Here is a 23,400-nt window from a genome sequence, read left to right as displayed (position 1 = left end):
ATAAATCGGCATCTCTCGACCATGAATGCGAAAGGTGGTCGAGATTTTGCCATGATTATCTCCTTCGCTTTTCGGAATTATTTTGAACTCTTTTCGCAAAATTCGCAAGATAATCTGTATTTATGCCGAATTTTGATAAATTATTTACGGATTTTGCCGGTCGATCGTGTCTGACAAGCCAGACTTCCTGTCGCCAAGGGACAAGGGCAGTGTTATCTGCGGTACATCTGGCAATAACTGAAATTAATTATTGCAGAATAACGTCTATAGATCGCAGTAAAATCAAATACAAATAATTCAAAAAGTCATCTGCACACTATAAATCATCAATTTCCTAGTTTTGCTTAGAAATTTTGCCAAAAAAACGACGGATAGGCGTCGTTGGCTTGCCATGCCTTAAACGAGGTGAAACAATGTCAAACGAAGTTTCTCTGAGCGCCTCCATGAGGACAAATCTGCTTCAACTGCAGAACGTCCAAAAGACGATTGCCCAGAAGCAGAACATCCTGGCGACCGGCAACAAGATCAACAGCGCCCTCGACGGGCCGACGGAGTTCTTCGCGGCCAAGGGCCTGTCACAACGGGCCAGCGACCTGACGTCGCTGAAAGATGCGATGGGGCAGTCGATCAGCACGATCAAGAGCGCTGACAAAGGCCTGACCAAGATCTCCGATTATGTCGACCAGGCCAAGGGCTTGACCACTGCCGCCTACGCGGCGCTCGGCACCGACGCCGCCTCGGTCGCCACCCGCAAGGCTCTGGCCGCCCAGTTCAACACTCTGCGCGACCAGATCGACAAGATGGCCGGCGACAGCGGCTATGGCGGCAAGAACCTGATCGCCGGCAACGGCATGAGCATGGACAGCACAAGCGCGTCCCGTGCCGCGGTCAATACCATCGTCGGTATCGACAACGCCCGTGTCACCAACGTCGTCTCCGCCGACACTTATTCGATCCGCATCAAAGGCAGCGGCTCCATCGAGGGCAAGACCGCCGACATCTCCAAGGCGGAAAACAGTCATGGCTTCACCGGCCTGAAGCTGTCGGGCACCCTGTCGACCTCGCTGGGCAGTTTCTCCGACGTCCAGTTGGAGGTTCGCGGCGCCAATGGCCGCAGCCGTGACTTCATCGTCTCGGACGGCAAGGAGAGCCGCACCGTCTCCTATTTCGACAACAGCCAATCGATCAAGGCGAACCTTTCGTCCGCCGCCAAGACCGGTTCGGCGCAGGTGTCGACGGTGAATATCGGCGGGACCGTCGAAGAAGGCGACATCTTCACCATCACGGTGGCGGGGCAGACCTTCAACTACACCGCGACTTCCAGCGACGTCGCCGTTGGACAGAATGCCGCGAAGAACATTGCGGCCAAGCTGCAATCGTCGATCAGCACCGCCATCACCGGCGGCCGCCTGCAGGGCAAGGACGTGGCGAACGCAGCCCTTGGCGCCAACGGCACGATCACCCTGACCGGCGCCACCACCACCGGCGTCGTGCGCGACTTCACGCTGACCTCCGGCACGACCAATGCGCTGACCAAGAGGATCTCGGAAAGCTTCGCGTCGGGCACCATCGTGTCCTTCACCATCGACCGCAAGCTGCTGGAAACGGCGAACAACCAGGGCAATGGCGTCTCGGTCATCCAGAAGAAGATCGACCTGCAAATCCAGGTCACCAACTCCAACGGTGCCCAGGTCACCCGCAACGCCATGTCCGACCGTGGCGACGGAAAGCTGGCCGGCGGCGAACAGGCATTCACCTTCGACAGCGGAACGGTGCGTCTGAACGTCGACGAGAAAACCATCAAACAGGCGGCGTCGGCCAACTGCTCGGCCAACATCGTTACCAAGCAGCTTTCCGATGCCAATACATCGAACGACCTGACCGTTCAGTTGAACGAGCGCAACACCAACTCGATCACCGTGAACGCGGTCAACCTGACAACCAGCGGTCAGGGTCTGAAGCTGGACGGCGCGCAGAATGACTGGATGGACCGCTCCGACATCGACAAGGCGGTGGCGGGTCTCGACAACGCCAAATCGACGATCCGCTCCGCCTCGCAGCAACTGTCGACCAACCTGAACATCATCACCACCCGCGAGAGCTTCACCAAGGAGTTCAGCGACGTTCTGACGGAAGGCGCCAGCAAGCTGACGCTGGCCGACCAGAACGAGGAAGGCGCCAGCCTGCTGATGCTCCAGACCCGCCAGCAGTTGGGCACCATCGCCCTCTCGCTCGCCAACCAGTCGCAGCAGTCGATCCTGCGCCTGTTCTGATCCCATCCGATGAAAGGGCAGCACCATGAGCATCTTCGGAGCGAGATCGAGTGCTCTCTCGGGACTCAACGCTCAGTCGAAGGCACTTGGCAACATTTCGGACAACATCGCCAACGCCTCGACCCTTGGTTACAAGCGGGTGGACACGACGTTCCGCTCTCTGGTGCTGCAATCGGGGCAACGCCACCATGCGCCGGGTGGCGTCGTCGCCCAACCCGCCTTCATGAACGACGTTCAAGGCAACCTGACGCAGGTGGCAAACAACACCAGCGCTGCCATCCACGGGCAGGGCTTCTTCAGCGTTTCAAGGCTGACCACACCGCCTTCACCAAGCGGGGGCCGGACCGGTATCCCACAGACCGGCACCCCGACCGACAGCGCCGCCCTTTACACCCGACTGGGCGACTTCCAGCTCAACCGAACCCGGCATCTGGTCAACAGCGCCGGCTTCGCACTGAACGGCTGGCCGGTCGATCCGGTGACGGGCATGCTCCAGAAGGATCGGGTTGGGCCAATTCAAGTCAACAGCCTGATCGACAAGCCGGTGGCGACCAGCACGATCGATTTGTCGGCCAATTTGCCGGTGACGCCCACACCGGGAAAGAAGGTTCCCGACAGCAGCATCCAGATCTTCGACAGCCAGGGCAATCCGCGCACCGTCAATCTCCGATGGCGTCAGATGGCCGACAGCAACTGGCGCATGGTGGTGGACACACCGGGGTCCAACACCAGGCCGGTCGACGGTACCTTCTCCGGCAATCCGGCCACCATGTCCTTCGGCCAGAACATCGCCGGCCAGACCGCGGTGGCGCAGGTCAACGTCATCACCATCGCCGGCAACAACACCAACGGGCAGGACAACCTGCGCATCGGCGACACCTATTCGGTAAAGGTCGACGGCGCCACCTACAGCCTCAAGGTCACGGCTGACAACATCGGCTCGATCCGGACCTATTCGGGTCTGGCCGGCACGCTTGCCAACCAGATCAACTCCGCATCGCCGGCGGCCTCGGTGCTCGCCACCTCGTCGGGCCAGACGATCCGCCTGACCGCCCGCAATGCCGGGACGCCGTTAAAGCTGAACACCGAAATGGTGTCCGGCACCAACACCACCAACACCATCGTCAACCAAACCTCGACGGCGGCGACCGCGCGCGCCGGCGAGATCGACAAGTTCCAGTTTCCGCAGACCCAGGTCGAGGTCGGCGACTCCTTCACCATCACCGTGAACGGCACGCCGGTCAGCTACACGGTGACCGCCGCCGCCTACCAGAGCTACCCGACGGTGAGCGACATCGTCTCGCAGCTGGCCGGCAGGATCAACCGGGTGCTGGGCTCGACCGTCACCGCGTCCTCGGCCGGCAACATCCTGTCGATCCAGGCCAATGCGGCGAACACCACCGTCACCACGTCCGCAACCGCCACCAACGCGGCCGCCGCGGTGAACACCATGAGTTCGCTGCCATCGGTCGCCAGCGTGGCCGGCGTGCGCCAGAGCCGCACGGTGACCCTCACCGGCACGCCGGGCGACATCGGCACGCAATACACCCTCAGCATCAACGGCACGGCGGTGACCTACAGCACCACCGGCGAAGAGATGACGATGGAGGACATCACCGCGGCGCTGGCGAACAAGATCAACTCCAACACCGCCTTGCCGGTGACGGCAACCGCGCAGGGCGGCGTCATCACCGTCACCGCCAAGACCGCGGCCAGCCCGACCGGCACCAACACGCTGACCGCTCCCGGCGCAACAGGCGCAGTCTCCGACGCCCCCGCCGCTCAGTTCACCCTTGGACAAAGTGCCGTCGCCGGCCAGACGCCGGCCCACATCGGCCTGACCTTCGGGAAAACGCCGGAGACGGTCGGCACGCTGACCAACATTTCCACAGCCCTGGTCGGCACCGGCACCGCAGTCAGCGCCGCCGCCCACTCGGTAGGCTCACCGGCGACCATCAGCTTCACTGTGGATTACGGCTTCGGCCCGCAGCAGATCACGCTCAACCTTGGCAAATACCAGAAGCCGGGCGGTTTGACCCAGTATGCCGGAAAGGAGATCAACGTCACGCAGTTGGTCCAGAACGGCGCGCCACGCGGGCAGTTCAAGGATGTGGTCTTCGGCGACCACGGCACCGTCATGGTCAACTATGACAACGGCCGGTCCAAGATGATCGCCAAGGTTCCGATCATCACTTTCAACAATTCCAACGCTCTGCAGCGTGAAACCGGCGGCATCTTCCTCGAAAGCGAGGGGGTCGGCAAACCGAACGTCAACGATCCGGAGACCAACGGCGCGGGGGCAATCGTGGCGAACAGCGTGGAGGCCTCCAACGTCGATATCGCCAGCGAGTTCACCAAGATGATCGTCACCCAGCGCGGCTACTCCGCGAACGCCAAAGTCATGACGGCCTCGGATGAGATGCTCCAGGAGGTGCTGGGACTTAAGCGCTAAGGCTTCAGGTCGGTTTGCGCGCAGTCGGCTACCCTCACTGTCCCGACCGGGAGGTCTTGCAGCATGTCCTCACTCCTGTCGGCTCTGAACAGCGCAACGGCGAGCCTGCGCACCGTCCAGACCAGTTTGAACCTTGTCACCAACAACATCGCCAAGGCGAACGATCCGGCCCGGACCCGCCACACCGCCCAGCAGCAGATGGACGGAAGCGGCCAAACGACTGCCACGTATCGGCGGGAGATCGACGATGCCCTGCGGAGACAGCTTGAAACGCTGACCACCCGTGAGGGTAGGACCGCCACTCAGGCCGACTATATGCGTGACTTGGGCAGCCTGCTGCGCACCACCGGCGGCAAACCGCTGTTGAACGACTATGCCAGTGGCTTTCAAGCTGCCTGGAAGACGCTGGAGGCGTCGCCCGAAAGCCGGTTCGCCCGGCTGCAAGTGGTCCAGTCCGCCGATCGCTTCGCCGGCGAGATCCGCCGGGTATCGGAAGGTGTCGAAGGGCTCGGCCGTTCCATGCAGTCGGACCTCCGTCGCAGCGTGACGACAGTCAAGGGGCTTCTGAAGGAGATCGGTGCGCTCAACGACAGCGTCGGCTCACTGAAACAGGGGGAGGCTGCCCTGGCGGCGACGGATCGGCGCGATCAACTGATCAAGGAGTTGAACGGCTATATCGGCGTGCGAAGCCTTGCCCGTGCCGATGGTCGGGTCGTCCTCTTTACCGGGTCCGGCATGGCGCTGCTCGACGCAACGCCGGCATCGCTGTCCGTGGAGGGCAATGATGTGACGGTGGCCGGCGGAAGACAGTCCAAGCCGGCCAGCGGTCATCTGCTCGATGGCAAGATCGGTGCCCTGGTGTCGATGCTGCGCGATGGCTCGACCACCACGCCGCCGACACCCGCCGACGGCGCCCCGACGGCGGAGATCATCCGCAAGCTGCGATCCCAGCTCGATGCGTTGGCCAAGGAGTTCACCAGCTCAACGAGTCCCAGACAGCCGCAGAGTTTCCGTGACGCCTACGACAATGCCAAGCCGGCGAAGGTCGGGGAGGCATCGTCCGGCTTTTTCGAGGGCAACGACCGCTTCACGGTGTCGGTCAATCGCAGGCTGCTGGAGGATAAGGAAACCATCAAGCAATCCGCCACCGCTCCGACGGTGCGGGCGCTGAACGCGGTTGGACGCCGGCTGGACGCCGATGGGCTGACGCTGACCGACACGTCCTATGGCGGGATGGCCAACGCCATCACCGGAACGTGGATGAGCGCGGCGAAGATCGTCAACGACCAGCACAGCCAGGAAAAGGCTGCCCGCCAACTGGTCGATGAACGGTACCATGCGAAGACCGGCGTCAACCTGGATGAGGAGATCGCCGATCTGCAACGACTCCAGACCGCTTATGCCGCTTCGGCGCGTGTCATGCAGGTGGTGAAATCGATGCATGAAACGCTGGAAGCAGTGATCAAATGACATTGTCCAACGCTGCGATGCTTGTTCCCGGCCAGACGTGACGCGACAGCTGACAGAACCTAGTTGGAAGCGCGGATGCCGTCCGACAGTCAAATCATAAAGCAGCGCATGACCGGAACCCAGCATCTTCCATTTTTACCAAAGCGTTTCCATACCGTTTTACAGTCAGATGGTCACACTTCGGTGATGTTCTTGATATCCGAATCGGTCCTCTGGAAACGCCGTTTGCACCACTGGCCAGCTAGAGCGGATTGATCGGCATCTGAATCGGGGGATTCCCATGATATGGGAAATGTGATTCAAGATTAGGGCTGGTGAAGGAGGCTGGCCCGCATGTCTAAGGCGCTTTCCGTCGATCTGCGTCAGCGCGGTGTCGATGCCGTCCATGCCGGTTCTTCCTGTCGGGCGGCGGCGGCGCGCTTCGGTGTCGGCGATCCGCTGGGTGGCACGAGAGCGCACTCGCACCGATGACGCTGGGCGGCGCCATGAACGGCGCGGCCCTCACTTACGTCAAGCACGTTCTGGTGCCCACGCTGACGCCCGGCGACATCGTCGTGATGGACAACCTGCCACCCCATAAACTCCCCGCTGTTCGACACGCCATCGAAGCAGCCGGGGCGACAGTGAGGCTCCTGCCGCCCTACAGCCCCGACTTCAATCCGATCGAGATGGCTTTCTCCAAAATCACCCCCCCTCAGGGCCGTCGCTGCCCGCACCTTACCCGATTTCTGGAATGCCATTCGCGACGCCATCAACGCCGTCACATCTGCGGACTGCAGATCCTACTTCGCAGCCGACGGTTGTGGCGAGCCATTTTATGGTTCCAGCGAGTGCGGTTTATGGGTGTTCCCGTAAGGTTTTATGGTTCCATCCAGACCGGGCTGGGCGATGCACGGCCATATGGCATGCCTTTCCTTGACCATTGTAGCGTCTACCCCTACCCTCCGGCCCGGTTCATGCTGGGGAGGGGACGGTGAAGGGCGACGAGTTGCGGACCCATCGGGAAGCGAAAGGACTGTCGCAGTCCGAGTTCGCCGTCTGGCTGAACGAACGGCTGCAACGCCGCTACGACAAGCAGAAGATCAGCCGCTGGGAAAATGACGCGGAGCGTATCCCGGCGGCGGTCGATGCACTGATGACGCGCGAGATCAACGGGCCGGAGCCGGAAAGGCTGGGCGGCCCGGCGCTGGTCGTCGTCGTGGCGAACCAGAAGGGCGGCTGCGCCAAAACGGTGTCGGCGGTGAACATCGCCTCGGCTCTGGCGATCAAGGGCTACGCCACCATGCTGATCGACTGCGATCCGCAGGCCAATGCCACCCAGCATCTCGGCATCGACTCCTACACCATGGAGACTGAGGGCAAGACCCTCTACTACGTCATGCATGGCGATCTGGAGCTGGACGACATCCTCGTCACCGTGCCGGAAAGCGGCCTGCGCGTCGCCCCCTCCTCCATCCGCCTCGCCGAGACCGAGGTGGAGCTGGGCAAGGAGGCCGGCGGCGACTTCATCATGAAGGAGAAGATCGCCGCGGCGAAGCGCAGCTTCGACTTCATCGTCATCGACACGCCCCCCAACATCGGCGAGCTGACCAAGAACGCCATGGTCGCCGCCCACACCGCGGTCATCCCCTGCCAGACCGAGAAGTTCAGCCTGCTCGGCATGGCCTTCCTGCTGGAAAACGTCACCAAGATCCGCCGCCGGATGAACACCGGCCTGTCGGTGCTCGGCATCGTGCCGACCATCTTCAAGCAACGGGAACGAAACGACCGCGAGGTTCTGGAGCAGATCCACGAGGAATACGGCCCGCATCTGCGGGTTTTCGATCCGGTGCCGAAGGCGTCGGTCTATGCCCAGGCGACCTCGGTCGGCCGTGCGGCGGTGGAAGCGATGCCGGACGTGGCCGGCGCCGCCGTCTACCGCGATGTCGCAACCGCGCTGGCCGAGGAACGCACCGCCCGCATCAAGGAGGTCGACCGTGTCGCGTAGTCTTCTCGGCAAGGCAACCAAGCCGGCGCAGAGCGCCACCGCAGCCGCCAGGATGAAGGACGCCCTGTTCGGCCTCAGCCGCCATGCGCCGCATCTGGTGGAGGTGCCGGTCGACCGCATCGCTCCCAACCCGAACCAGCCGCGCCGCGAGTTCGACGAGGAGGAATTGCGCGGCCTCGCTTCCTCCATCGAGCGTCACGGCCTGCAACAGCCCATCGGCGTGCGCCAGACCGCCGACGACAACTGGCAGCTCGTCTATGGCGAGCGGCGGCTGCGGGCGATGCGGATGCTGGGGCGGGAGACCATCTTCGGCATCCTGTTCACCGGCGACGACGACGAGGAGATCGCCATCGTCGAGAACCTCCAGCGCAGCGACCTGAACCCGCTGGAGGAATCCGACGCGCTGGCCCGGCTGGCCGAGCGGCACGGCTATTCCCACCGCCAGCTTGCCGAGGCGCTGGGCCGCAAGAAGACCTATGTCACCATGATGCTGTCCTTCCAGCGTCTGGCCCCGGCGATCCGCGAGGACTATCCCCTGCTGCGCCCGACCAAGGCGAGGTTGGAGGCGCTCGCCGCCATCGACGACCGGGACGAGCAGCTCCGCGCCTGGGAAAAGCTGAAGCGCGCCGAGATGGGCCCCCTGCCCTCCTCCCCGGCGGCACCCGCCACCGGCCCGTTGAGGCGCGAGCCGGTCAGCGCCCCCGCCGGCATCGCCTCCAGCGCCCTGCCCGCCCGGACCGCCAAGCCGGTGTTCCAGGCCCGCGACGTGCTGCGGGAACTCCAGGCCAAGCCGCAGTCGCTGTCCGACACCGACCGGCAGGCGCTGGCGGACATGCGCAACGCCATCGACGCGATCCTGGCCGCGGCCGGACAGTAAGGCCGGTCGGAATCCGACCACCTGTCTTGCAGTGGTCGGATTCCGACCGGGAGCGTAAACTCTCCAAAAATTGCCCTCTCCCGGGACGGGAGAGGGAATCTCACCGCCCCTCCCCACTCCCATCCGCCAGCCAATGGCCGATGGGCTTCTGCGGGGTGTCGGACACCTCGCTCCAGCCCGGCGGGACGCCGTGCATGTCCGGCAGGCGGTGGGCGATGCCCTTGTGGCAGTCGATGCAGGTGCGCTCCCCGGTGAACAGATACTGTTCGTGGATGCGCGCCGCCCGCGCCCCCTGCTTGGTGATGTCCATCGAATCCGCGCTGTGGCAGTTCCGGCATTCCAGCGAGTTGTTGGCCTTCAGCCGCGCCCATTCATGTTCGGCCAGCTCGCGGCGTTTCGCGACGAACTTGTCGCGGGTGTCGATGGTGCCGAAGATCTTGCCCCAGACCTCCTTCGACGCCTGCATCTTGCGGGCGATCTTGTCGGTCCACTGGTGCGGCACATGGCAGTCGGGACAGGTCGCCCGCACGCCGGACCGGTTGGTGAAATGGATGGTCTGCTTCAGCTCCTCATAGGGGTTGGCCTGCATCTCGTGGCAGCCGATGCAGAAGGCCTCCCGGTTGGTCGCCTCCAGCGCGGTGTTGAAGCCTCCCCAGAACACCACGCCGGCGATGAAGCCGCCCAGCGTCAGGAAGCCCAGGCTGAAGGTTCGGCTGGGCCGCGAGAAGGTCTGCCACGCCGTCTTCAGGGACACCGGGATGCGCGCCTTCATGGACGGTCCCCCCGGTCCGAGGGCCGGCTGACCAGGGTGTCCAGATCCTTGAAGGTGTTGGGGACGATGAGCTGCGCCGTGGTCTGCGGCACATGGCACTGCATGCAGAAATACCGCCGCGGCGACACCGCACCCAGCGTCTGGCCCTCGCGGTCGACGTAATGGGTGATGCTGACCATCGGCGCCTGCACCGCCTCGGTGAAGCGGCGGCTGTGGCAGGTCAGGCACTGGTTGTTGTTCAGCGTGATCTGATAGTCGCGGACATTGTGCGGGATGACCGGCGGCTGTTCGGGATAGTTGCGGGCGACGCGGCGGTCATCGGTGACGTCCGGCGGGATCGGCGGGGCAGGGTTCTGCTCGACGAAATTCACCGGCGGGCGGAAGGGCGAGTCCAGGCGGCGCGGTTCCGTATTCTGCGCCGCGAGCACCGCCGGCACGAGGAAGGGCAGGGCCGCCAGCGCGGCGAGGTGGTGGGGACGCATGGCTCAACTCCTCCCTCACACGGCCACGATCTTGGCGGCGCATTTCTTGAAGTCGGTCTGCTTGCTGATCGGGTCGGTGGCGTCCAGCGTGCATTTGTTGATCAGCCGGGCGGAGTCGAACCACGGCACGAACACCACCCCGCGCGGCGGCTTGTTGCGCCCGCGCGTCTCGACCCGCGTGATCATCTCACCGCGTCGGGAGACCACCTTCACCTCCGATCCGCGGCGCAGGCCCCGTGCCTTGGCGTCGTCGGGGTGCATGAAGACCAGCGCCATCGGCATCGCCTTGTACAGCTCCGGCACCCGCATGGTCATCGACCCGCTGTGCCAATGCTCCAGCACGCGCCCCGTCACCAGCCACAGGTCGAACTCCCGGTCGGGCACCTCGGCCGGCGGCTCGTAGGGGAAGGCGAAGACATTCGCCTTGCCGTCCGGGTTGCCGTAGAAGCGCACCTGCTCGCCCGCCTTCACGAAGGGGTCATGGCCCTCGCGGTAGCGCCAGCGCGTCTCCTTGCCGTCCACCACCGGCCAGCGCAGGCCGCGGACCTGATGATAGCGGTCGAAGGGCGCCAGATCGTGACCGTGGCCGCGTCCGAAACCGGCATATTCCTCGAACAGCCCCTTCTGGACGTAGAAGCCGAAAGCGCGGGATTCGTCGTTGGCATAGTCGGGATCGATCTCCGACACCGGGAAGCGGTCGACGGTCCCGTTGCGGAACAGCACGTCGAACAGGGTCTTGCCGCGGTAGGACGGATTGGCGTCCAGCACCGCCGCCGGCCACACCTCGTCGGTGGTGAAGCGCCTGGAGAACTCCATCAGTTGCCACAGGTCCGACCGCGCCTCCCCCGGTGCGGTGACCAGCTGGTGCCAGAAATGGGTGCGGCGTTCGGCATTGCCGTAGGCGCCCTCCTTCTCCACCCACATCGCCGCCGGCAGGATCAGGTCGGCGGCGGACGCGGTGACGGTGGGGTAGGCGTCCGACACCACGATGAAATTGTCGGGGTTGCGGTAACCGGGATAGGTCTCGTTGCCGCTGTTGGGCGCCGCCTGGAGATTGTTGTTCACCATGATCCAGTAGGCGTTCAGCTTGCCGTCCTTCAGCATGCGGTCCTGCTGGACGGCGTGATAGCCGATCTTGGCCGGCAGCAGATCCTTGGGCAGCTTCCACGCCTCCTCGGTGTGGGCGCGGTGAGTCGGGTTGGTCACCTGCATGTCGGCGGGCAGCCGGTGGGCGAAGGTGCCGACCTCGCGCGCCGTGCCGCAGGCAGACGGCTGCCCGGTCAGCGAGAAGGGGCCGTTCCCCGGCTCGGAGATTTTTCCGGTCAGCAGGTGGATGTTGTAGACCATGTGGTTGGCCCAGACGCCGCGGACATGCTGGTTGAACCCCATGGTCCACAGCGACATCACCTTGACCGTCGGGTCGGCATACAGCTCGGCCAGGGCGGTCAGCCGCTCCTTCGGCACGCCGGTCAGCTCCGCCGTGTAGTCCAGCGTGTAGGTGCTGACGAATTTGGCGAAGGCGTCGAAGTCGATGGGCTTGGAATCGGTGGGATCCTTGGCGTTGGCCGCCCGCACCTCCAGCACGCTTTCCGGCCGCAGCCCATAGCCGATGTCCGTCTGGCCGAGCCGGAAGTTGCAGTGCTTTTCGACGAACTCCCGGTTCACCCGGTTGGTCTGGATGATGTGGTTGGCGATGTAGTTCAGGATCGCCAGATCGGTGCCCGGCGTGAAGATCATCGGGATGTCGGCCAGCTCGAAGCTGCGATGCTCGAAGGTCGACAGCACCGCCACCTTCACATGGTTATGGGCCAGCCGGCGGTCGGTGATGCGGGTCCACAGGATGGGGTGCATCTCCGCCATGTTGGAGCCCCACAGCACGAAGGCGTCGGCATTCTCGAAATCGTCGTAGCAGCCCATCGGCTCGTCCATGCCGAAGGTGCGGATGAAGGCGACGGCGGCCGACGCCATGCAGTGGCGGGCATTGGGGTCCAGATTGTTGGTGCGGAAGCCGCCGCGCATCAGCTTGGAGGCCGCATAGCCTTCCCAGATCGTCCATTGGCCGGAGCCGAACATGCCGACGGCGTCGGGCCCCTTCTCCTTGATGACCCGCTTCCACTGGCGCGCCATCTCGTCGAAGGCACGGTCCCAGGACACCGGCTGGAACTCGCCCTCCTTGTGGTACTGCCCGTCGCGCATGCGCAGCAGCGGCTGGGTCAGCCGGTCCTGCCCATAGAGGATCTTGGACAGGAAATAGCCCTTCACGCAGTTCAGCCCGCGGTTCACCTCGGCCTGCATGTCGCCATGGGTGGCGACGACGCGGTTGTCCTTGGTCGCGACCATCACGCCGCAGCCGGTGCCGCAGAAGCGGCAGGGCGCCTTCGACCATTTCAGCGTGGCGTCTTCCCCCGCCACCAGGGAACTTTGCGCTGCGGCCGGCAGGCCGATGCCCCCGGCCGCGGCGGCGGCGGCCACCGCCTGTGCCTTGATGAAGTCGCGACGGTCCAACATGGGCGTGCCCCCTCTTCTTCTGGTGTCCGGAACCGGCTGGCAGGGCAGGGCGGTGTCAGGTCTCGACGGCCCTCGCCCGGTCGATGTGATGAAAGACCATGACGGCGGAGAACACGCCCTCCAGCAGATGCAGCGCGGTCATCCGGTCGGCGATCCAGCCCTCGTGCGGCCCTTCGACGGTGACCACCATCTTGCCGGGCTGCTCGATGTGAAGCTCGGTGCCGGGCATGGTCGCGATGACGGCGCGCACCGCCGCCTGCCGCTCCGGCCGCACATGCAGCAGCAGCGAGGCGAGATGCCGTTCGCCCCCCGTCCCCGCTCCGGTGATGTCATCGCGCGGCATGGGCTGGGCTCCCGGTTTTGTGAGGGGCAGTCTCTTGAGGGGCGCTCTGGTGGGTGAGGGTGACGGCCCCGGACGGGCAGGCGGCGACGCAGGCGCCGCAGCCGGTACAGGCCGCATCGTCGATCCGGGCATGGGCGGCCCCGCCCGGCGCCGGCTGGAAGCGGATCGCCCCTTCCGGGCAGACGTCCTGGCAGCTCCGGCACACCACCCGCTGCGCCGCAAGGCAGGAGGGCGCTATGGCGGGGCGCAAGGCCCAGGGCGCCCCCCTCCGGTCGAAGATCGGTTCGGTGCAGGCCTCGGCGCAGGCGCCGCAGAAGCTGCACTCGTCGCGGGCGAAATCGACCTCGGGATAGCCGCCGTCGCCCGCCCGCAGGATCGTCTCGGGACAGGCCTCGGCACAGGCGCCGCAGCGGGTGCAGAGCGCGGTGAAATAGTCGGGCAGGGACCAGGGGGGATGGATGGGCGGCGGCCCGGCCGCCGGCCGCCCGCGCAGAAGGCTCCGCCTTCCCCTGTCTATCGGCTCCCTGTCTAAGCCATCCTCGGCCATCGGGCAGCCCCCGTCAGACCGGCGGCGGACCGGGCGGGCCCAGGATCAGCTGCGACATCCACACGACGAAGCCATAGCCGCCGACCACCGCGACCGACAGAACCGGCCAGATGAACACCGCCAGCAGCAGGAACATGGCGAGTTCGCGCCGGCGGGTCCCGCGATCCATTGGCGGGCGCGGGCCGGCGGGGCTGGAGGCATCGAAACTGCTGACTGCGCCGGATTGTCGGGCTGCGCTCATGGGATGCGGCCTTCTGCTTGATCTCAGGCTGACAGTTCCAACCACGAATTGCCGGGATTGTTTCGCAGAAACACCCGCCCCCTAGGGGTTATGCCATCGGAGGAATAGCGCGGTGCCACCGCCTCCCTTCCCCCAATAGTTGTTGATCTGGCGCAATTCGCACAAAGCCCCCCCGGCGCACTTGACCGCGGTCAAGAACTCCCCTGCCGCCAAGCGCTTTCATGCCCTCCGAGACACCAATGCAGACACCGCCGCAAGGTGGCGAAAGCCGGAGGATGGCCGTCGTGAGGTTCAGGCGCGTACAACGTTGGGTGGGATCGGCGCTCGTCGCCCTCCTGCTGCTGCTGACCGGGATCGCCCCAGACATCGCCACGGCGGAAGCCGCCGACAGCGGCCGGCTGCTGCCCTATCTGGCGAAGCTGCAACCCTCCGACCTCGTTCCCGGCGCCGACCGTTTCGGCACGCCCACTCCCAATTCCCCAACCGTCCCCGTCTACAAGGGCGAGGCGGTGGTGGGCCATGCCTATCTGACCTCCGACTTCGTCAACACCACCGGCTATTCCGGCCGCCCCATCGACGTGGTCGTCGGGCTGACGGCGGATGGCACGGTGACCGGCGCCCGGCTGATGGACCATCACGAGCCCATCGTGCTGATCGGCATCCCGCCGGCCCGCATCGCCGGCTTCATCAACGGCTATGTCGGCAAGAACGTGCTGACGCTCGCCACCCAGAGCGCCGCCAGCCCGCCGGTCGACATCGTGTCGGGGGCGACGGTGACGGTGATGGTGATCGGCGATTCCATCATCCGCTCCGGCAAGAAGGTGATGCAAAGCCTTGGGAAGGCCGGGCCGGACAGCGCGCCGACCATCGTCAAGTCCGTCGACCTGTCGAAGACGGCGGTGGAGGACTGGGCGACCCTGATCGGCGACGGTTCGGTCCGCCGCCTGACCCTGACGGTGGGGGAGGTGAACGCCGCCTTCGAGAAGACCGGCAGGAGCGAGGCCATCGCCCGCGCCGAGGCCGGCAGCCCCGACGAGACCTTCATCGACCTTTACGCCGCCTTGGTGTCGATCCCGTCCATCGGCCGCTCGCTGCTGGGCGATGCCGAGTACGAGACGCTGACCAGGCGGCTGAAGCCCGGCCAGCAGGCGGTGTGGGTGGCGGGGCAGGGGCGCTATTCCTTCAAGGGCTCGGGCTATGTCCGCGGCGGCATCTTCGACCGGGTCGAGATGATCCAGCATGAGGGCTCGATCCGCTTCCGCGACAAGATGCACAAGCGCCTGGGCGGCGTCGCCGCCGCCGGTGCCCCCGATTTCCCGGAAATCGGCCTGTTCGTCCTGCCGGAGGGCACCGAGTTCAACCCGGCCGAGACCTGGCGCCTCCAGCTTCTGGTCCAGCGTGCCATCGCCGCGCTGGACAAGGTGTTCGTCACCTTCGACCTCGGCTACCAGCCGCCCGACAAATTCCTGAAGACCGAACAGCCGGCTCCCACAGTCGCCCAGTCCCCCGACCCGTCCGCCAGCCACAGCCCGGCCATCCAGGCCGCCGGTGCCGAGGCCGCGGAGGAGGCCGCCGAAGTCCCGCTGTGGCAGCGCATCTGGCAGAACCGGCAGCTCGACGTCGCCGTGCTGACCTCCGCCATCCTGCTGCTGACCGGCATCTTCTTCTTCCAGGACCAGCTGACCAAACGCCCGAAGCTGTACGAGCGCGTGCGCACCACCTATCTGGTCTTCACCCTGGTCTGGCTCGGCTGGTACGCCACGGCCCAGCTGTCGGTGGTCAATGTCCTGACCTTCGCCAACGCGCTGCGCACCGACTTCCGCTGGGACTATTTCATGATGGACCCGCTGGTGTTCATCCTGTGGTTCTCGGTGGCGGCGTCGCTGCTGTTCTGGGGACGCGGCGCCTTCTGCGGCTGGCTCTGCCCGTTCGGCGCGCTCCAGGAACTGGCGTCGAAGGCGGCGAAGAAGATCGGCATCCGCCAGATCGCCGTCCCCTTCGCCCTGCACCAGCGCCTGTGGCCGATCAAGTACATCGTCTTCCTGCTGCTGTTCGGCGTGTCGCTGCAATCGCTGGGCACGGCGGAGAAGGCGGCGGAGATCGAGCCGTTCAAGACCGCCATCATCCTGCATTTCATCCGCGACTGGTGGTTCGTCGCCTTCGCCGTGGCGCTGCTGGCGGCAGGCCTGGTGATCGAACGCTTCTTCTGCCGCTATCTCTGCCCGCTGGGCGCGGCGCTGGCGATCCCCGGCCGGCTGCGGATGTTCGACTGGCTGCGCCGCTACAAGGAATGCGGCAGCCCGTGCCAGCGCTGCGGCAACGAATGCCCGGTGCAGGCCATCCACCCCGACGGCTCGATCAACCCCAACGAATGCATCCAGTGCCTGCACTGCCAGATGCTCTACCACCACGACCACAAATGCCCGGTCATGATCCAGAAGCGGCAGAAGCGCGAGAAGTGGCAGGCCGCCGAGGCGAAGCTGGCCGCCGAAAAAGAGGCCGCCGCCCGCAGCGCTCCGGCCCGCAGCACGGCGGCGACCGCCGACCCGGCCACCGGCCGGCTGACGATCCGGCCGCACGGAACCTGACCGCCATCCCCACAACCCCGATAACGGGACCCGGTCGCAACGGGCCCCATGACACCCCCCAGACGGGGGCAGCGAAGGAGCAGACCATGTCGAGCGAGACCAACAACAGCGCAGGCGTCAACCGCCGCGCGCTACTGGGCGGAACGGCGAAGGCGGCGGCCCTTGCCGGCCTCGGCGGTGCCGTGGGCGGAGCGACCGCCGGCGGCATCGCGGGCAGCGCCCTGTTCGGCGCCACCGAAGCGATGGCCGCCAATGCCCAGGCCGGCCACCTCAACGCCGAAGTGAAGCCGGGCGACCTCGACGAATATTACGCCTTCCATTCCGGCGGGCATTCCGGCGAAGTCCGCATCCTCGGCCTGCCGTCGATGCGCGAGCTGATGCGGATTCCGGTCTTCAACCGCTGCTCCGCCACCGGCTGGGGCATGACCAACGAGAGCCGGAAGATCCTGACCGAGCATATGCTGCCGGAAACCAAGAAGTTTCTGGAGACGCGCGGCGGCATCTATCTGAACGGCGACGCCCACCACCCGCACATGTCCTTCACCGACGGCACCTACGACGGCCGTTACATCTTCATCAACGACAAGGCCAACACCCGTGTCGCGCGCATCCGCTGCGACATCATGAAGACCGACACCATCATCGAGATCCCCAACGCCGCCGCCATCCACGGTCTGCGTCCGCAGCGCTACCCTCGCACCGGCTACGTCTTCGCCAACGGCGAACAGCGCGTGCCGACCCCGAACGACGGCCGCGACCTGACCGCCACCAAGGCCTACAAGTCGCACTTCACCGCCATCGACGGCGACACGATGAAGATCGCGTGGCAGGTCTGGGTCGACGGCAACCTCGACAACACCGACGCCGACTATCAGGGCAAATACGCCTTCTCCACCTGCTACGATTCCGAAGAGGGCGTCACCGCGGCGGAGATGACCAGCGGCGAGCAGGACTGGGTCGTCGTCTTCAACCTGAAGCGCATCGACGAGGCGGTGAAGGCCGGCAAGATCCAGGCGGTGAACGGCGTGCCGGTGGTCGACGGCCGCCACGGCAGCCCCTACACCCGCTACATCCCGGTGCCGGCCAACCCGCACGGCATCAACGCCGCTCCCGACGGCATCCACGTCACCGTCAACGGCAAGCTGTCGCCGACCGTCACCGTCTTCGACGTTCGCCTGCTCGACGACCTGTTCGACGACAAGATCAAGCCGCGCGACGTGGTGGTCGCCGAGCCGCAGCTTGGCCTCGGGCCTCTTCACACCGCCTATGACGGCCGCGGCAACGCCTACACCACCCTGTTCCTCGACAGCCAGCTGGTGAAGTGGAACATCGACAAGGCGCGGCGCGCCTTCAAGGGCGAGAAGGTCGATCCGATCGTCCAGAAGCTGGATGTCCAGTACCAGCCCGGCCACAACCACAGCTCGATGGGCGAGACCAAGGAGGCCGACGGCAAGTGGCTGGTGTCGCTGAACAAGTTCTCCAAGGACCGTTTCCTCAATGTCGGCCCGCTGAAGCCGGAGAACGACCAGTTGATCGACATCTCCGGCGACGAGATGAAGCTGGTGCATGACGGCCCCACCTTCGCCGAGCCGCACGACACGCTGATCGTCCACCGCTCCAAGGTGAACCCGCGCTCGGTCTACGACCGCAACGACCCGCTGTGGGAAGAGGCGCGCCAGCAGGCCAAGAAGGACGGCGTGGTGCTGGAGGATGACGCCAAGGTCATCCGCGACGGCAAGAAGGTCCGCGTCTACATGTGGCAGCGCGCCCCGGCCTTCGGGCTGGAGGACTTCACGGTCCGCCAAGGCGACGAGGTCACCGTCTATGTCACCAACATGGACGACATCGACGACCTGACCCACGGCTTCAGCATCACCAACTACGGCGTCTGCATGGAAGTCGGCCCGCAGGCGACCGCTTCGGTCACCTTCACCGCCGACCGTGCGGGTGTCTACTGGTACTACTGCCAGTGGTTCTGCCACGCCCTGCACATGGAGATGGCCGGCCGCATGATCGTCGAGCCGTCCTCGACCTGATCGCCTGAAAGCTCTCCCAAATCCCCCTCTCCCCCCGGGGAGAGGGTCGGGGTGAGGGGGATGCAAAGCGTGAATTTCCCAAAGGTCCCGCCATGTTCCTCCGCACCGCGACACTCCTCGCCGCCGCCCTGGCCCTGCCGGCCCCGGCGCTCGCCGCCACGGCGACGGTCGCCCCCGGCGGGCTGGAGGCGGCGCTGGCGTCCGCGGCGCCCGGAGACACGCTGGTGCTGGCTGCCGGCGTCCATCCCGGCCCGCTGACCGTCCGCACCCCGGTCACCCTGACCGGAAAGCCGGGGGCAATCATCGACGGGCAGGGCAACGGCAGCACGCTCACCATCCTCGCCCCCAACGTCACCCTGCGGCATCTGGAAATCCGCAATTCCGGCCTCAGCCTGATCGACCAGAATGCCGGAATCTTCCTCGGCAAGGAGGCCCGCGGCGCGGTGGTCGAGGACAACCGCCTGCGCGACAACCTGATCGGCGTCTATATCTGGGGCGCCGCCGACAGCCTGGTCCGCCGCAACGACATCGTCGGCCGCACCGACCTGCGCGTGTCGGAACGCGGCAACGGCATCCAGCTGTGGAACGCACCGGGCACCCGCGTGCTCGACAACAGCGTGCGCGAGGGGCGCGACGGGCTGTTCACCACCTCGTCCCGCAAGAACGTCTTCTCCGGCAACCGGTTCGAGCATGTCCGGTTCGCCGTCCACTACATGTACACCAACGATTCCGAGCTGACCGACAACGTCTCCGTCGCCAACAATGTCGGCTATGCGGTGATGTTCTCCAACAACCTGCTGATCCGCAACAACCGCTCCAGGGCGGACCGCGAACACGGGCTGATGCTGAACAACGCCAACAGCTCGCGCATCGAAGGCAACGTGATCGAAGGCCGCTTCGCCGGTGCGCTGTCCGACGCCGGCGAGGCGCTGCCCGACAGCGACATCCCGCGCGACAGCGAGGCGATGAGCGACCGGCTGCGCAGCGGCACCTGGAAATGCGTCTTCATCTACAACGCCAACAAGAACCGCTTCACCGGCAACCGCTTCGACGGCTGCGAGATCGGCGTCCACTTCACCGCCGGGTCGGAGCGCAACAGCCTGACCGGCAACGCCTTCATCGGCAACCGCACCCAGGTGAAGTATGTCGGCACCCGCTATCTCGACTGGTCGGAGAATGGGCGCGGCAACTACTGGTCGGACAATGCCGCCTTCGACCTGAACGGCGACGGCATCTCCGACGAGCCCTATCGCCCCAACGACGTGGTCGACCGGGTGATGTGGGAGTACCCGGCGGCCAAGCTGCTGATGAACAGCCCCGGCGTCCAGGTGATCCGCTGGGCGCAGAAGCAGTTCCCGGCCCTGCACCCCGGCGGCGTGATCGACAGCGCGCCCCTGATGACGCCGCCCCCCATGTCCGCATCCGTCCAATCCGGCCAAAGCCTGGCCCTCCAAAGCCTGAATGCCGAAAGGAAACAGCCATGACCGACTTCACCGCGGAGGTGCAGGGCGTCACCAAGCGCTACGGCGAGACCGAGGCGGTGCGCGGCGTGGACCTGACGCTGGCGCCCGGCGAATGCGTGGCGATGGTCGGCCACAACGGCGCCGGCAAAAGCTCGCTGATCAAGCTGATGCTCGGCCTGACCACCCCGACGGAAGGCCGCATCCGCGTGCTGGGCGGCGACCCGGCCAGCGCCGCCTGCTCCCCCATCCGCCGCCGGATCGGCTTCCTGCCGGAGAATGTCGCCTTCCACCCCAGCATGACCGGGCGGGAGACGCTGGACTTCTACGCCCGGCTGAAGGGCGCGCCCTGCCGTGACAACGACGCCCTGTTCGAGAAGGTCGGGCTGGAGCCCGCCGCCATCAGGCGCCGCGTCTCCACATATTCCAAAGGCATGCGCCAGCGCCTGGCCCTGGCCCAGGCCCTGCTCGGCGGCCCGAAGCTGCTGTTCCTCGACGAGCCGACCACCGGCCTCGACCCGGCCCTGCGCCAGAGCTTCTACGCCATCGTCGCCGAACTGCGCGACCGCGGCACCACCATCCTGCTGTGCAGCCACGCCCTGACCGAGCTGGAAGGGCAGGCCGACCGCGTCGTGGTGATGAACCGGGGCCGCAAGGTCGCCGACGGCTCGCTCGCCACCCTGCGCAGCCTCGCCCAGCTTCCGGTCCGCATCCGCCTGACCCTGCCGACCGGCGAGATCGACGCACTGGCAACCAGAGTGGGGGAGGGCGCCGCCCTGACCCGGCTGGCCGGCGGCGTGGTCGAACTGGCCTGCGCCAACGACGACAAGGTCGCCCTGGTCCGCCGCATCACCTGCAACGGCCCCACCGCTCCCATCGCTGTCGATGACATCGAGATCCTCCAGCCCAGCCTGGACGAGATGTACGCCCATTTCCTGCGCCGGGAGGCCGCCGAATGAACACGCTCCTGATCATCGCCGGCAAGGAACTGCGCGAGGCGACGCGCAACCGCTGGGTCGTCGCCACCACCCTGCTGATGGCGGCGCTGGCCCTGACGCTCAGCTTCCTCGGCTCCGTCCCCACCGGCACGGTCGGCGTCGGCCCGGTGGAGGTCACCATCGTCAGCCTGTCGAGCCTGACCATCTTCCTCCTTCCCCTGATCGCCTTGCTGCTGTCCTTCGACGCCGTGGTGGGGGAGATCGACCGCGGCACCATGACGCTGCTGCTGTCCTACCCGGTGGCGCGCTGGCAGCTTCTGCTCGGCAAGTTCCTCGGCCATGCCGCGGTGATCGCGCTGGCGACGGTGGTCGGCTACGGCGCCGCCGGGGTGGCGCTGGCGATGGGCGGCACCGCCATCGGGCCTGAGAGCTGGCGCGCCTTCGCCGCGATGATCGGGTCCAGCGTGATGCTGGGCGCCGCCTTCACCGCGCTCGGCTATCTCGCCTCCACCATCGTCCGCGACCGCGGCACGGCGGCCGGCATCGCGGTGGCGGTGTGGCTCTGCTTCGTCCTGCTCTACGACATGGCCCTGCTCGGCATCCTCGCCAGCGGCAGCGGCCTGGGGGTGGAGACGCTGAACTGGCTGCTGCTCGCCAACCCGGCCGACGCCTACCGCCTGTTCAACCTGACCGGCTTCAAGGGCGTCAGCGCCTTCGCCGGCACCGCCGGCCTCGCCGCCCATGTCCAGCTTTCGGTCCCGCTGCTGCTGGCGGTGATGGCCGGCTGGATCGCCGCCCCGCTGGCGCTGGCCGCCGCCCTCTTTTCGAGGAAGCAGATCTGATGCGCACCCTTCCCATCCTGCGAACCGCACTTCTCGCCACCGCCCTGCTGCTGCCGCTCGCGGCCTGCAAGCAGGAAAAGGCGGAGGTCGCCCCGCCGCCGCCCGCCATCCTGACCGCCGACGCCGTCGGCCATTATTGCGGCATGAACCTCGCCGACCATGCCGGCCCCAAGGGCCAGATCCTGGTGAAAGGGCAGGAGCGGCCGATCTGGCTGTCCTCCGTCCGCGACACCTTCGCCTTCACCATGCTGCCGGAGGAGCCGAAGGAGATCGGCGCCATCTACGTCACCGACGTTGCCAAGGCCAAGGACCCCGCCGCCCCCGACATGACGGCCTGGGTGGAGGCGCGCAAGGCCTGGTATGTGCTGGGCAGCAAGCTCCGCGGCGGCATGGGCGAGGCGGAACCCTATCCCTTCTCCGACAAGGCCGCCGCCGAACGCTTCGCCGCCGCCAACGGCGGCACGGTCCTGCGCTTCGCCGACGTGCACGAGGACCAGATCCTCACCCCGCCCGCTGCCACCATGGCCGAGGGAGAGCACTGATGGAAACCGCTCTCACCCGCCCCCTGGCCAGACGCCGCTTCCTCGCCATCGGCGCCGTCGCGGCCGGCCTGTCGCTTCTGCCGCACCGCCTGCTGCGGGCGGAAGGGGTTCCCGTCCGGGTCTGGCGCGGCGTGGCACTCGGCGCCGACGCCAGCCTGACCATCGCCCATCCCGATCCCGCGGAAGCGGACCGCCTGATCGCGCTCAGCCTGGAAGAGGTCGAAAGGCTTGAGCGCGTCTTCAGCCTCTACCGCGCCGATTCCGCGCTGCGCCGCCTGAACCGCGACGGCCGGCTGGACTCCCCGCCCGCCGACCTCGTCCGCCTGCTGTCGGAGGCCGCCGCCTTCGGCCGGGCCACCGGCGGCGCCTTCGATCCCACGGTGCAGCCTTTGTGGCAGCTCTATGCCGGCCATTTCGAACGCGCGAACGCCGACCCCGCCGGCCCGCCGGAGAGCGCAATCCGCGCCGCCCGCGCGCTGGTCGATGTCCGCGCCCTGCGGGTGGAGCCCGACCGCATCGCCTTCGCCGCCGGGGGCATGGCGGTGACGCTGAACGGCATCGCCCAGGGCTACGTCACCGACCGCGTGACCGAGCGCCTGAAGGCCGAAGGCATCGGCAACGTGCTGGTCGACATGGGCGAGTTGCGGGCGCTGGGCCATCACCCCTCGGGCCGCCCCTGGACGGTCGGCCTCGCCGATCCGGCAAACTTTGATTTGGCCAACCCGGACCAAACGACGACCACCGTGGAACTCACCGACGGCGCGATGGCGACCTCGGGCGGCTACGGCACGCAGTTCGACGCCGCCGGCCGCTTCACCCACCTGTTCGACCCGGCGAGCGGGGCCTGCGCCGCCCAATGGCTGGCGGTGACGGTCCAGGCCGCCGACGCGACGACGGCCGACGCCCTGTCGACCGCCCTGTCGGTGGTGCCGGCGGAGCGGGCTCCGGCCATCCTGGCCGCATATCCCGGCGTCACCGCCCGCTTCACCCACCCCGACGGCCGCATCCTGCGGCTGCCCGCCTGAAGGATCGGATCATCGTC

Annotated in this window: 20 protein-coding genes; 14 read left to right on the top strand and 6 right to left on the bottom strand. The window is 66.2% G+C overall.

What is annotated here, in order from left to right; genetic code table 11:
• The first annotated feature begins 413 nt into the window (after positions 1-413).
• The 7 genes from ABNQ40_RS04710 (at position 414) to ABNQ40_RS04680 (ending at position 9,059) form a co-directional block, all read left to right on the top strand.
• Positions 414-2,273, top strand: coding sequence for a flagellin (locus ABNQ40_RS04710; RefSeq protein ID WP_109050159.1), 1,860 nt, complete (start codon positions 414-416; stop codon positions 2,271-2,273).
• 25 nt (positions 2,274-2,298) lie between these two features.
• Entirely contained in the window at positions 2,299-4,725 is a 2,427-nt protein-coding gene (locus ABNQ40_RS04705; protein WP_109050158.1) for a flagellar hook-basal body complex protein, read from the top strand.
• 63 nt (positions 4,726-4,788) lie between these two features.
• Positions 4,789-6,195, top strand: a complete 1,407-nt coding sequence (flgK, locus tag ABNQ40_RS04700) for a flagellar hook-associated protein FlgK (protein WP_109050157.1) — start codon at positions 4,789-4,791, stop codon at positions 6,193-6,195.
• Between the two features lie 333 nt (positions 6,196-6,528).
• On the top strand, positions 6,529-6,666 hold the full coding sequence (locus ABNQ40_RS04695; protein ID WP_158285590.1) for a hypothetical protein: 138 nt from the start codon (positions 6,529-6,531) through the stop codon (positions 6,664-6,666).
• Positions 6,663-7,172, top strand: coding sequence for a transposase (locus ABNQ40_RS04690; RefSeq protein WP_199235337.1), 510 nt, complete (start codon positions 6,663-6,665; stop codon positions 7,170-7,172). The genes ABNQ40_RS04695 and ABNQ40_RS04690 overlap by 4 nt, the downstream gene beginning before the upstream one ends.
• Positions 7,169-8,182 (top strand): AAA family ATPase, encoded by a 1,014-nt coding sequence (locus ABNQ40_RS04685; RefSeq protein ID WP_109050156.1) that lies wholly within the window; start codon positions 7,169-7,171, stop codon positions 8,180-8,182. Before ABNQ40_RS04690 ends, ABNQ40_RS04685 begins: the two co-directional genes overlap by 4 nt.
• Positions 8,172-9,059, top strand: a complete 888-nt coding sequence (locus ABNQ40_RS04680; protein ID WP_247879821.1) for a ParB/RepB/Spo0J family partition protein — start codon at positions 8,172-8,174, stop codon at positions 9,057-9,059. The genes ABNQ40_RS04685 and ABNQ40_RS04680 overlap by 11 nt, the downstream gene beginning before the upstream one ends.
• Positions 9,060-9,159: 100 nt before the next feature.
• On the opposite strand, the gene ABNQ40_RS04675 is transcribed toward ABNQ40_RS04680, so the two are convergent.
• From ABNQ40_RS04675 to napE, 6 genes are read right to left on the bottom strand one after another with little or no spacing between them, the layout of a single operon-like run.
• Positions 9,160-9,831, bottom strand: a complete 672-nt coding sequence (locus ABNQ40_RS04675; protein WP_391345638.1) for a cytochrome c3 family protein — start codon at positions 9,829-9,831, stop codon at positions 9,160-9,162.
• Entirely contained in the window at positions 9,828-10,313 is a 486-nt protein-coding gene (locus tag ABNQ40_RS04670; RefSeq protein WP_109050421.1) for a nitrate reductase cytochrome c-type subunit, read from the bottom strand. The genes ABNQ40_RS04675 and ABNQ40_RS04670 overlap by 4 nt, the downstream gene beginning before the upstream one ends.
• Before the next feature lie 15 nt (positions 10,314-10,328).
• Positions 10,329-12,821 (bottom strand): periplasmic nitrate reductase subunit alpha, encoded by a 2,493-nt coding sequence (gene napA, locus ABNQ40_RS04665; protein WP_391345636.1) that lies wholly within the window; start codon positions 12,819-12,821, stop codon positions 10,329-10,331.
• Positions 12,822-12,876: 55 nt separating this feature from the next.
• Positions 12,877-13,164 (bottom strand): chaperone NapD, encoded by a 288-nt coding sequence (locus ABNQ40_RS04660; RefSeq protein WP_109048950.1) that lies wholly within the window; start codon positions 13,162-13,164, stop codon positions 12,877-12,879.
• Positions 13,151-13,711, bottom strand: a complete 561-nt coding sequence (napF, locus tag ABNQ40_RS04655) for a ferredoxin-type protein NapF (protein WP_109048949.1) — start codon at positions 13,709-13,711, stop codon at positions 13,151-13,153. Before napF ends, ABNQ40_RS04660 begins: the two co-directional genes overlap by 14 nt.
• A gap of 13 nt (positions 13,712-13,724) precedes the next feature.
• A complete protein-coding gene (napE, locus tag ABNQ40_RS04650; protein WP_109048948.1) occupies positions 13,725-13,880 on the bottom strand; it encodes a periplasmic nitrate reductase, NapE protein in 156 nt (51 codons plus the stop codon).
• 347 nt (positions 13,881-14,227) lie between these two features.
• Between napE and ABNQ40_RS04645 the strand changes: the two genes are divergently transcribed.
• The 7 genes from ABNQ40_RS04645 (at position 14,228) to ABNQ40_RS04615 (ending at position 23,383) form a co-directional block, all read left to right on the top strand.
• Positions 14,228-16,540 (top strand): NosR/NirI family protein, encoded by a 2,313-nt coding sequence (locus ABNQ40_RS04645; protein ID WP_109048947.1) that lies wholly within the window; start codon positions 14,228-14,230, stop codon positions 16,538-16,540.
• Between the two features lie 86 nt (positions 16,541-16,626).
• Entirely contained in the window at positions 16,627-18,576 is a 1,950-nt protein-coding gene (gene nosZ, locus ABNQ40_RS04640; protein WP_109048946.1) for a TAT-dependent nitrous-oxide reductase, read from the top strand.
• Between the two features lie 92 nt (positions 18,577-18,668).
• Complete coding sequence (locus ABNQ40_RS04635; RefSeq protein WP_109048945.1) at positions 18,669-20,060, top strand: nitrous oxide reductase family maturation protein NosD; 1,392 nt, start codon at positions 18,669-18,671, stop codon at positions 20,058-20,060.
• Complete coding sequence (locus ABNQ40_RS04630; protein WP_109048944.1) at positions 20,057-20,995, top strand: ABC transporter ATP-binding protein; 939 nt, start codon at positions 20,057-20,059, stop codon at positions 20,993-20,995. The genes ABNQ40_RS04635 and ABNQ40_RS04630 overlap by 4 nt, the downstream gene beginning before the upstream one ends.
• On the top strand, positions 20,992-21,816 hold the full coding sequence (locus tag ABNQ40_RS04625; RefSeq protein WP_109048943.1) for an ABC transporter permease: 825 nt from the start codon (positions 20,992-20,994) through the stop codon (positions 21,814-21,816). The genes ABNQ40_RS04630 and ABNQ40_RS04625 overlap by 4 nt, the downstream gene beginning before the upstream one ends.
• Positions 21,816-22,358 carry a nitrous oxide reductase accessory protein NosL gene (locus tag ABNQ40_RS04620; RefSeq protein WP_109048942.1) on the top strand — a complete coding sequence of 181 codons (543 nt, stop codon included), beginning with the start codon at positions 21,816-21,818 and terminating at the stop codon, positions 22,356-22,358. Before ABNQ40_RS04625 ends, ABNQ40_RS04620 begins: the two co-directional genes overlap by 1 nt.
• Positions 22,358-23,383 (top strand): FAD:protein FMN transferase, encoded by a 1,026-nt coding sequence (locus ABNQ40_RS04615; protein ID WP_109048941.1) that lies wholly within the window; start codon positions 22,358-22,360, stop codon positions 23,381-23,383. The genes ABNQ40_RS04620 and ABNQ40_RS04615 overlap by 1 nt, the downstream gene beginning before the upstream one ends.
• Positions 23,384-23,400: the final 17 nt, after the last annotated feature.

Origin of the sequence: Azospirillum sp. A23, assembly GCF_042938965.1 — a bacterium.
GTDB classification, from domain to species: domain Bacteria; phylum Pseudomonadota; class Alphaproteobacteria; order Azospirillales; family Azospirillaceae; genus Azospirillum; species Azospirillum melinis.
Note: the sequence above shows the minus strand (reverse complement) of the source record. Positions and strands in the feature narration are given on the sequence as shown.

What these genes read in the sequence shown, in the direction of transcription:
- nosZ (WP_109048946.1), top strand. Translation starts at nt 16,627, where the DNA reads ATGTCGAGCGAGACCAACAACAGCGCAGGCGTCAACCGCCGCGCGCTA.
- ABNQ40_RS04635 (WP_109048945.1), top strand. Translation starts at nt 18,669, where the DNA reads ATGTTCCTCCGCACCGCGACACTCCTCGCCGCCGCCCTGGCCCTGCCG.
- ABNQ40_RS04630 (WP_109048944.1), top strand. Translation starts at nt 20,057, where the DNA reads ATGACCGACTTCACCGCGGAGGTGCAGGGCGTCACCAAGCGCTACGGC.
- ABNQ40_RS04695 (WP_158285590.1), top strand. Translation starts at nt 6,529, where the DNA reads ATGTCTAAGGCGCTTTCCGTCGATCTGCGTCAGCGCGGTGTCGATGCC.
- napE (WP_109048948.1), bottom strand. Translation starts at nt 13,880, where the DNA reads ATGGATCGCGGGACCCGCCGGCGCGAACTCGCCATGTTCCTGCTGCTG.
- ABNQ40_RS04660 (WP_109048950.1), bottom strand. Translation starts at nt 13,164, where the DNA reads ATGCCGCGCGATGACATCACCGGAGCGGGGACGGGGGGCGAACGGCAT.
- ABNQ40_RS04710 (WP_109050159.1), top strand. Translation starts at nt 414, where the DNA reads ATGTCAAACGAAGTTTCTCTGAGCGCCTCCATGAGGACAAATCTGCTT.
- ABNQ40_RS04620 (WP_109048942.1), top strand. Translation starts at nt 21,816, where the DNA reads ATGCGCACCCTTCCCATCCTGCGAACCGCACTTCTCGCCACCGCCCTG.
- napF (WP_109048949.1), bottom strand. Translation starts at nt 13,711, where the DNA reads ATGGCCGAGGATGGCTTAGACAGGGAGCCGATAGACAGGGGAAGGCGG.
- ABNQ40_RS04645 (WP_109048947.1), top strand. Translation starts at nt 14,228, where the DNA reads ATGGCCGTCGTGAGGTTCAGGCGCGTACAACGTTGGGTGGGATCGGCG.
- flgK (WP_109050157.1), top strand. Translation starts at nt 4,789, where the DNA reads ATGTCCTCACTCCTGTCGGCTCTGAACAGCGCAACGGCGAGCCTGCGC.
- ABNQ40_RS04675 (WP_391345638.1), bottom strand. Translation starts at nt 9,831, where the DNA reads ATGAAGGCGCGCATCCCGGTGTCCCTGAAGACGGCGTGGCAGACCTTC.
- ABNQ40_RS04705 (WP_109050158.1), top strand. Translation starts at nt 2,299, where the DNA reads ATGAGCATCTTCGGAGCGAGATCGAGTGCTCTCTCGGGACTCAACGCT.
- ABNQ40_RS04670 (WP_109050421.1), bottom strand. Translation starts at nt 10,313, where the DNA reads ATGCGTCCCCACCACCTCGCCGCGCTGGCGGCCCTGCCCTTCCTCGTG.
- ABNQ40_RS04690 (WP_199235337.1), top strand. Translation starts at nt 6,663, where the DNA reads ATGACGCTGGGCGGCGCCATGAACGGCGCGGCCCTCACTTACGTCAAG.
- napA (WP_391345636.1), bottom strand. Translation starts at nt 12,821, where the DNA reads ATGTTGGACCGTCGCGACTTCATCAAGGCACAGGCGGTGGCCGCCGCC.
- ABNQ40_RS04625 (WP_109048943.1), top strand. Translation starts at nt 20,992, where the DNA reads ATGAACACGCTCCTGATCATCGCCGGCAAGGAACTGCGCGAGGCGACG.
- ABNQ40_RS04615 (WP_109048941.1), top strand. Translation starts at nt 22,358, where the DNA reads ATGGAAACCGCTCTCACCCGCCCCCTGGCCAGACGCCGCTTCCTCGCC.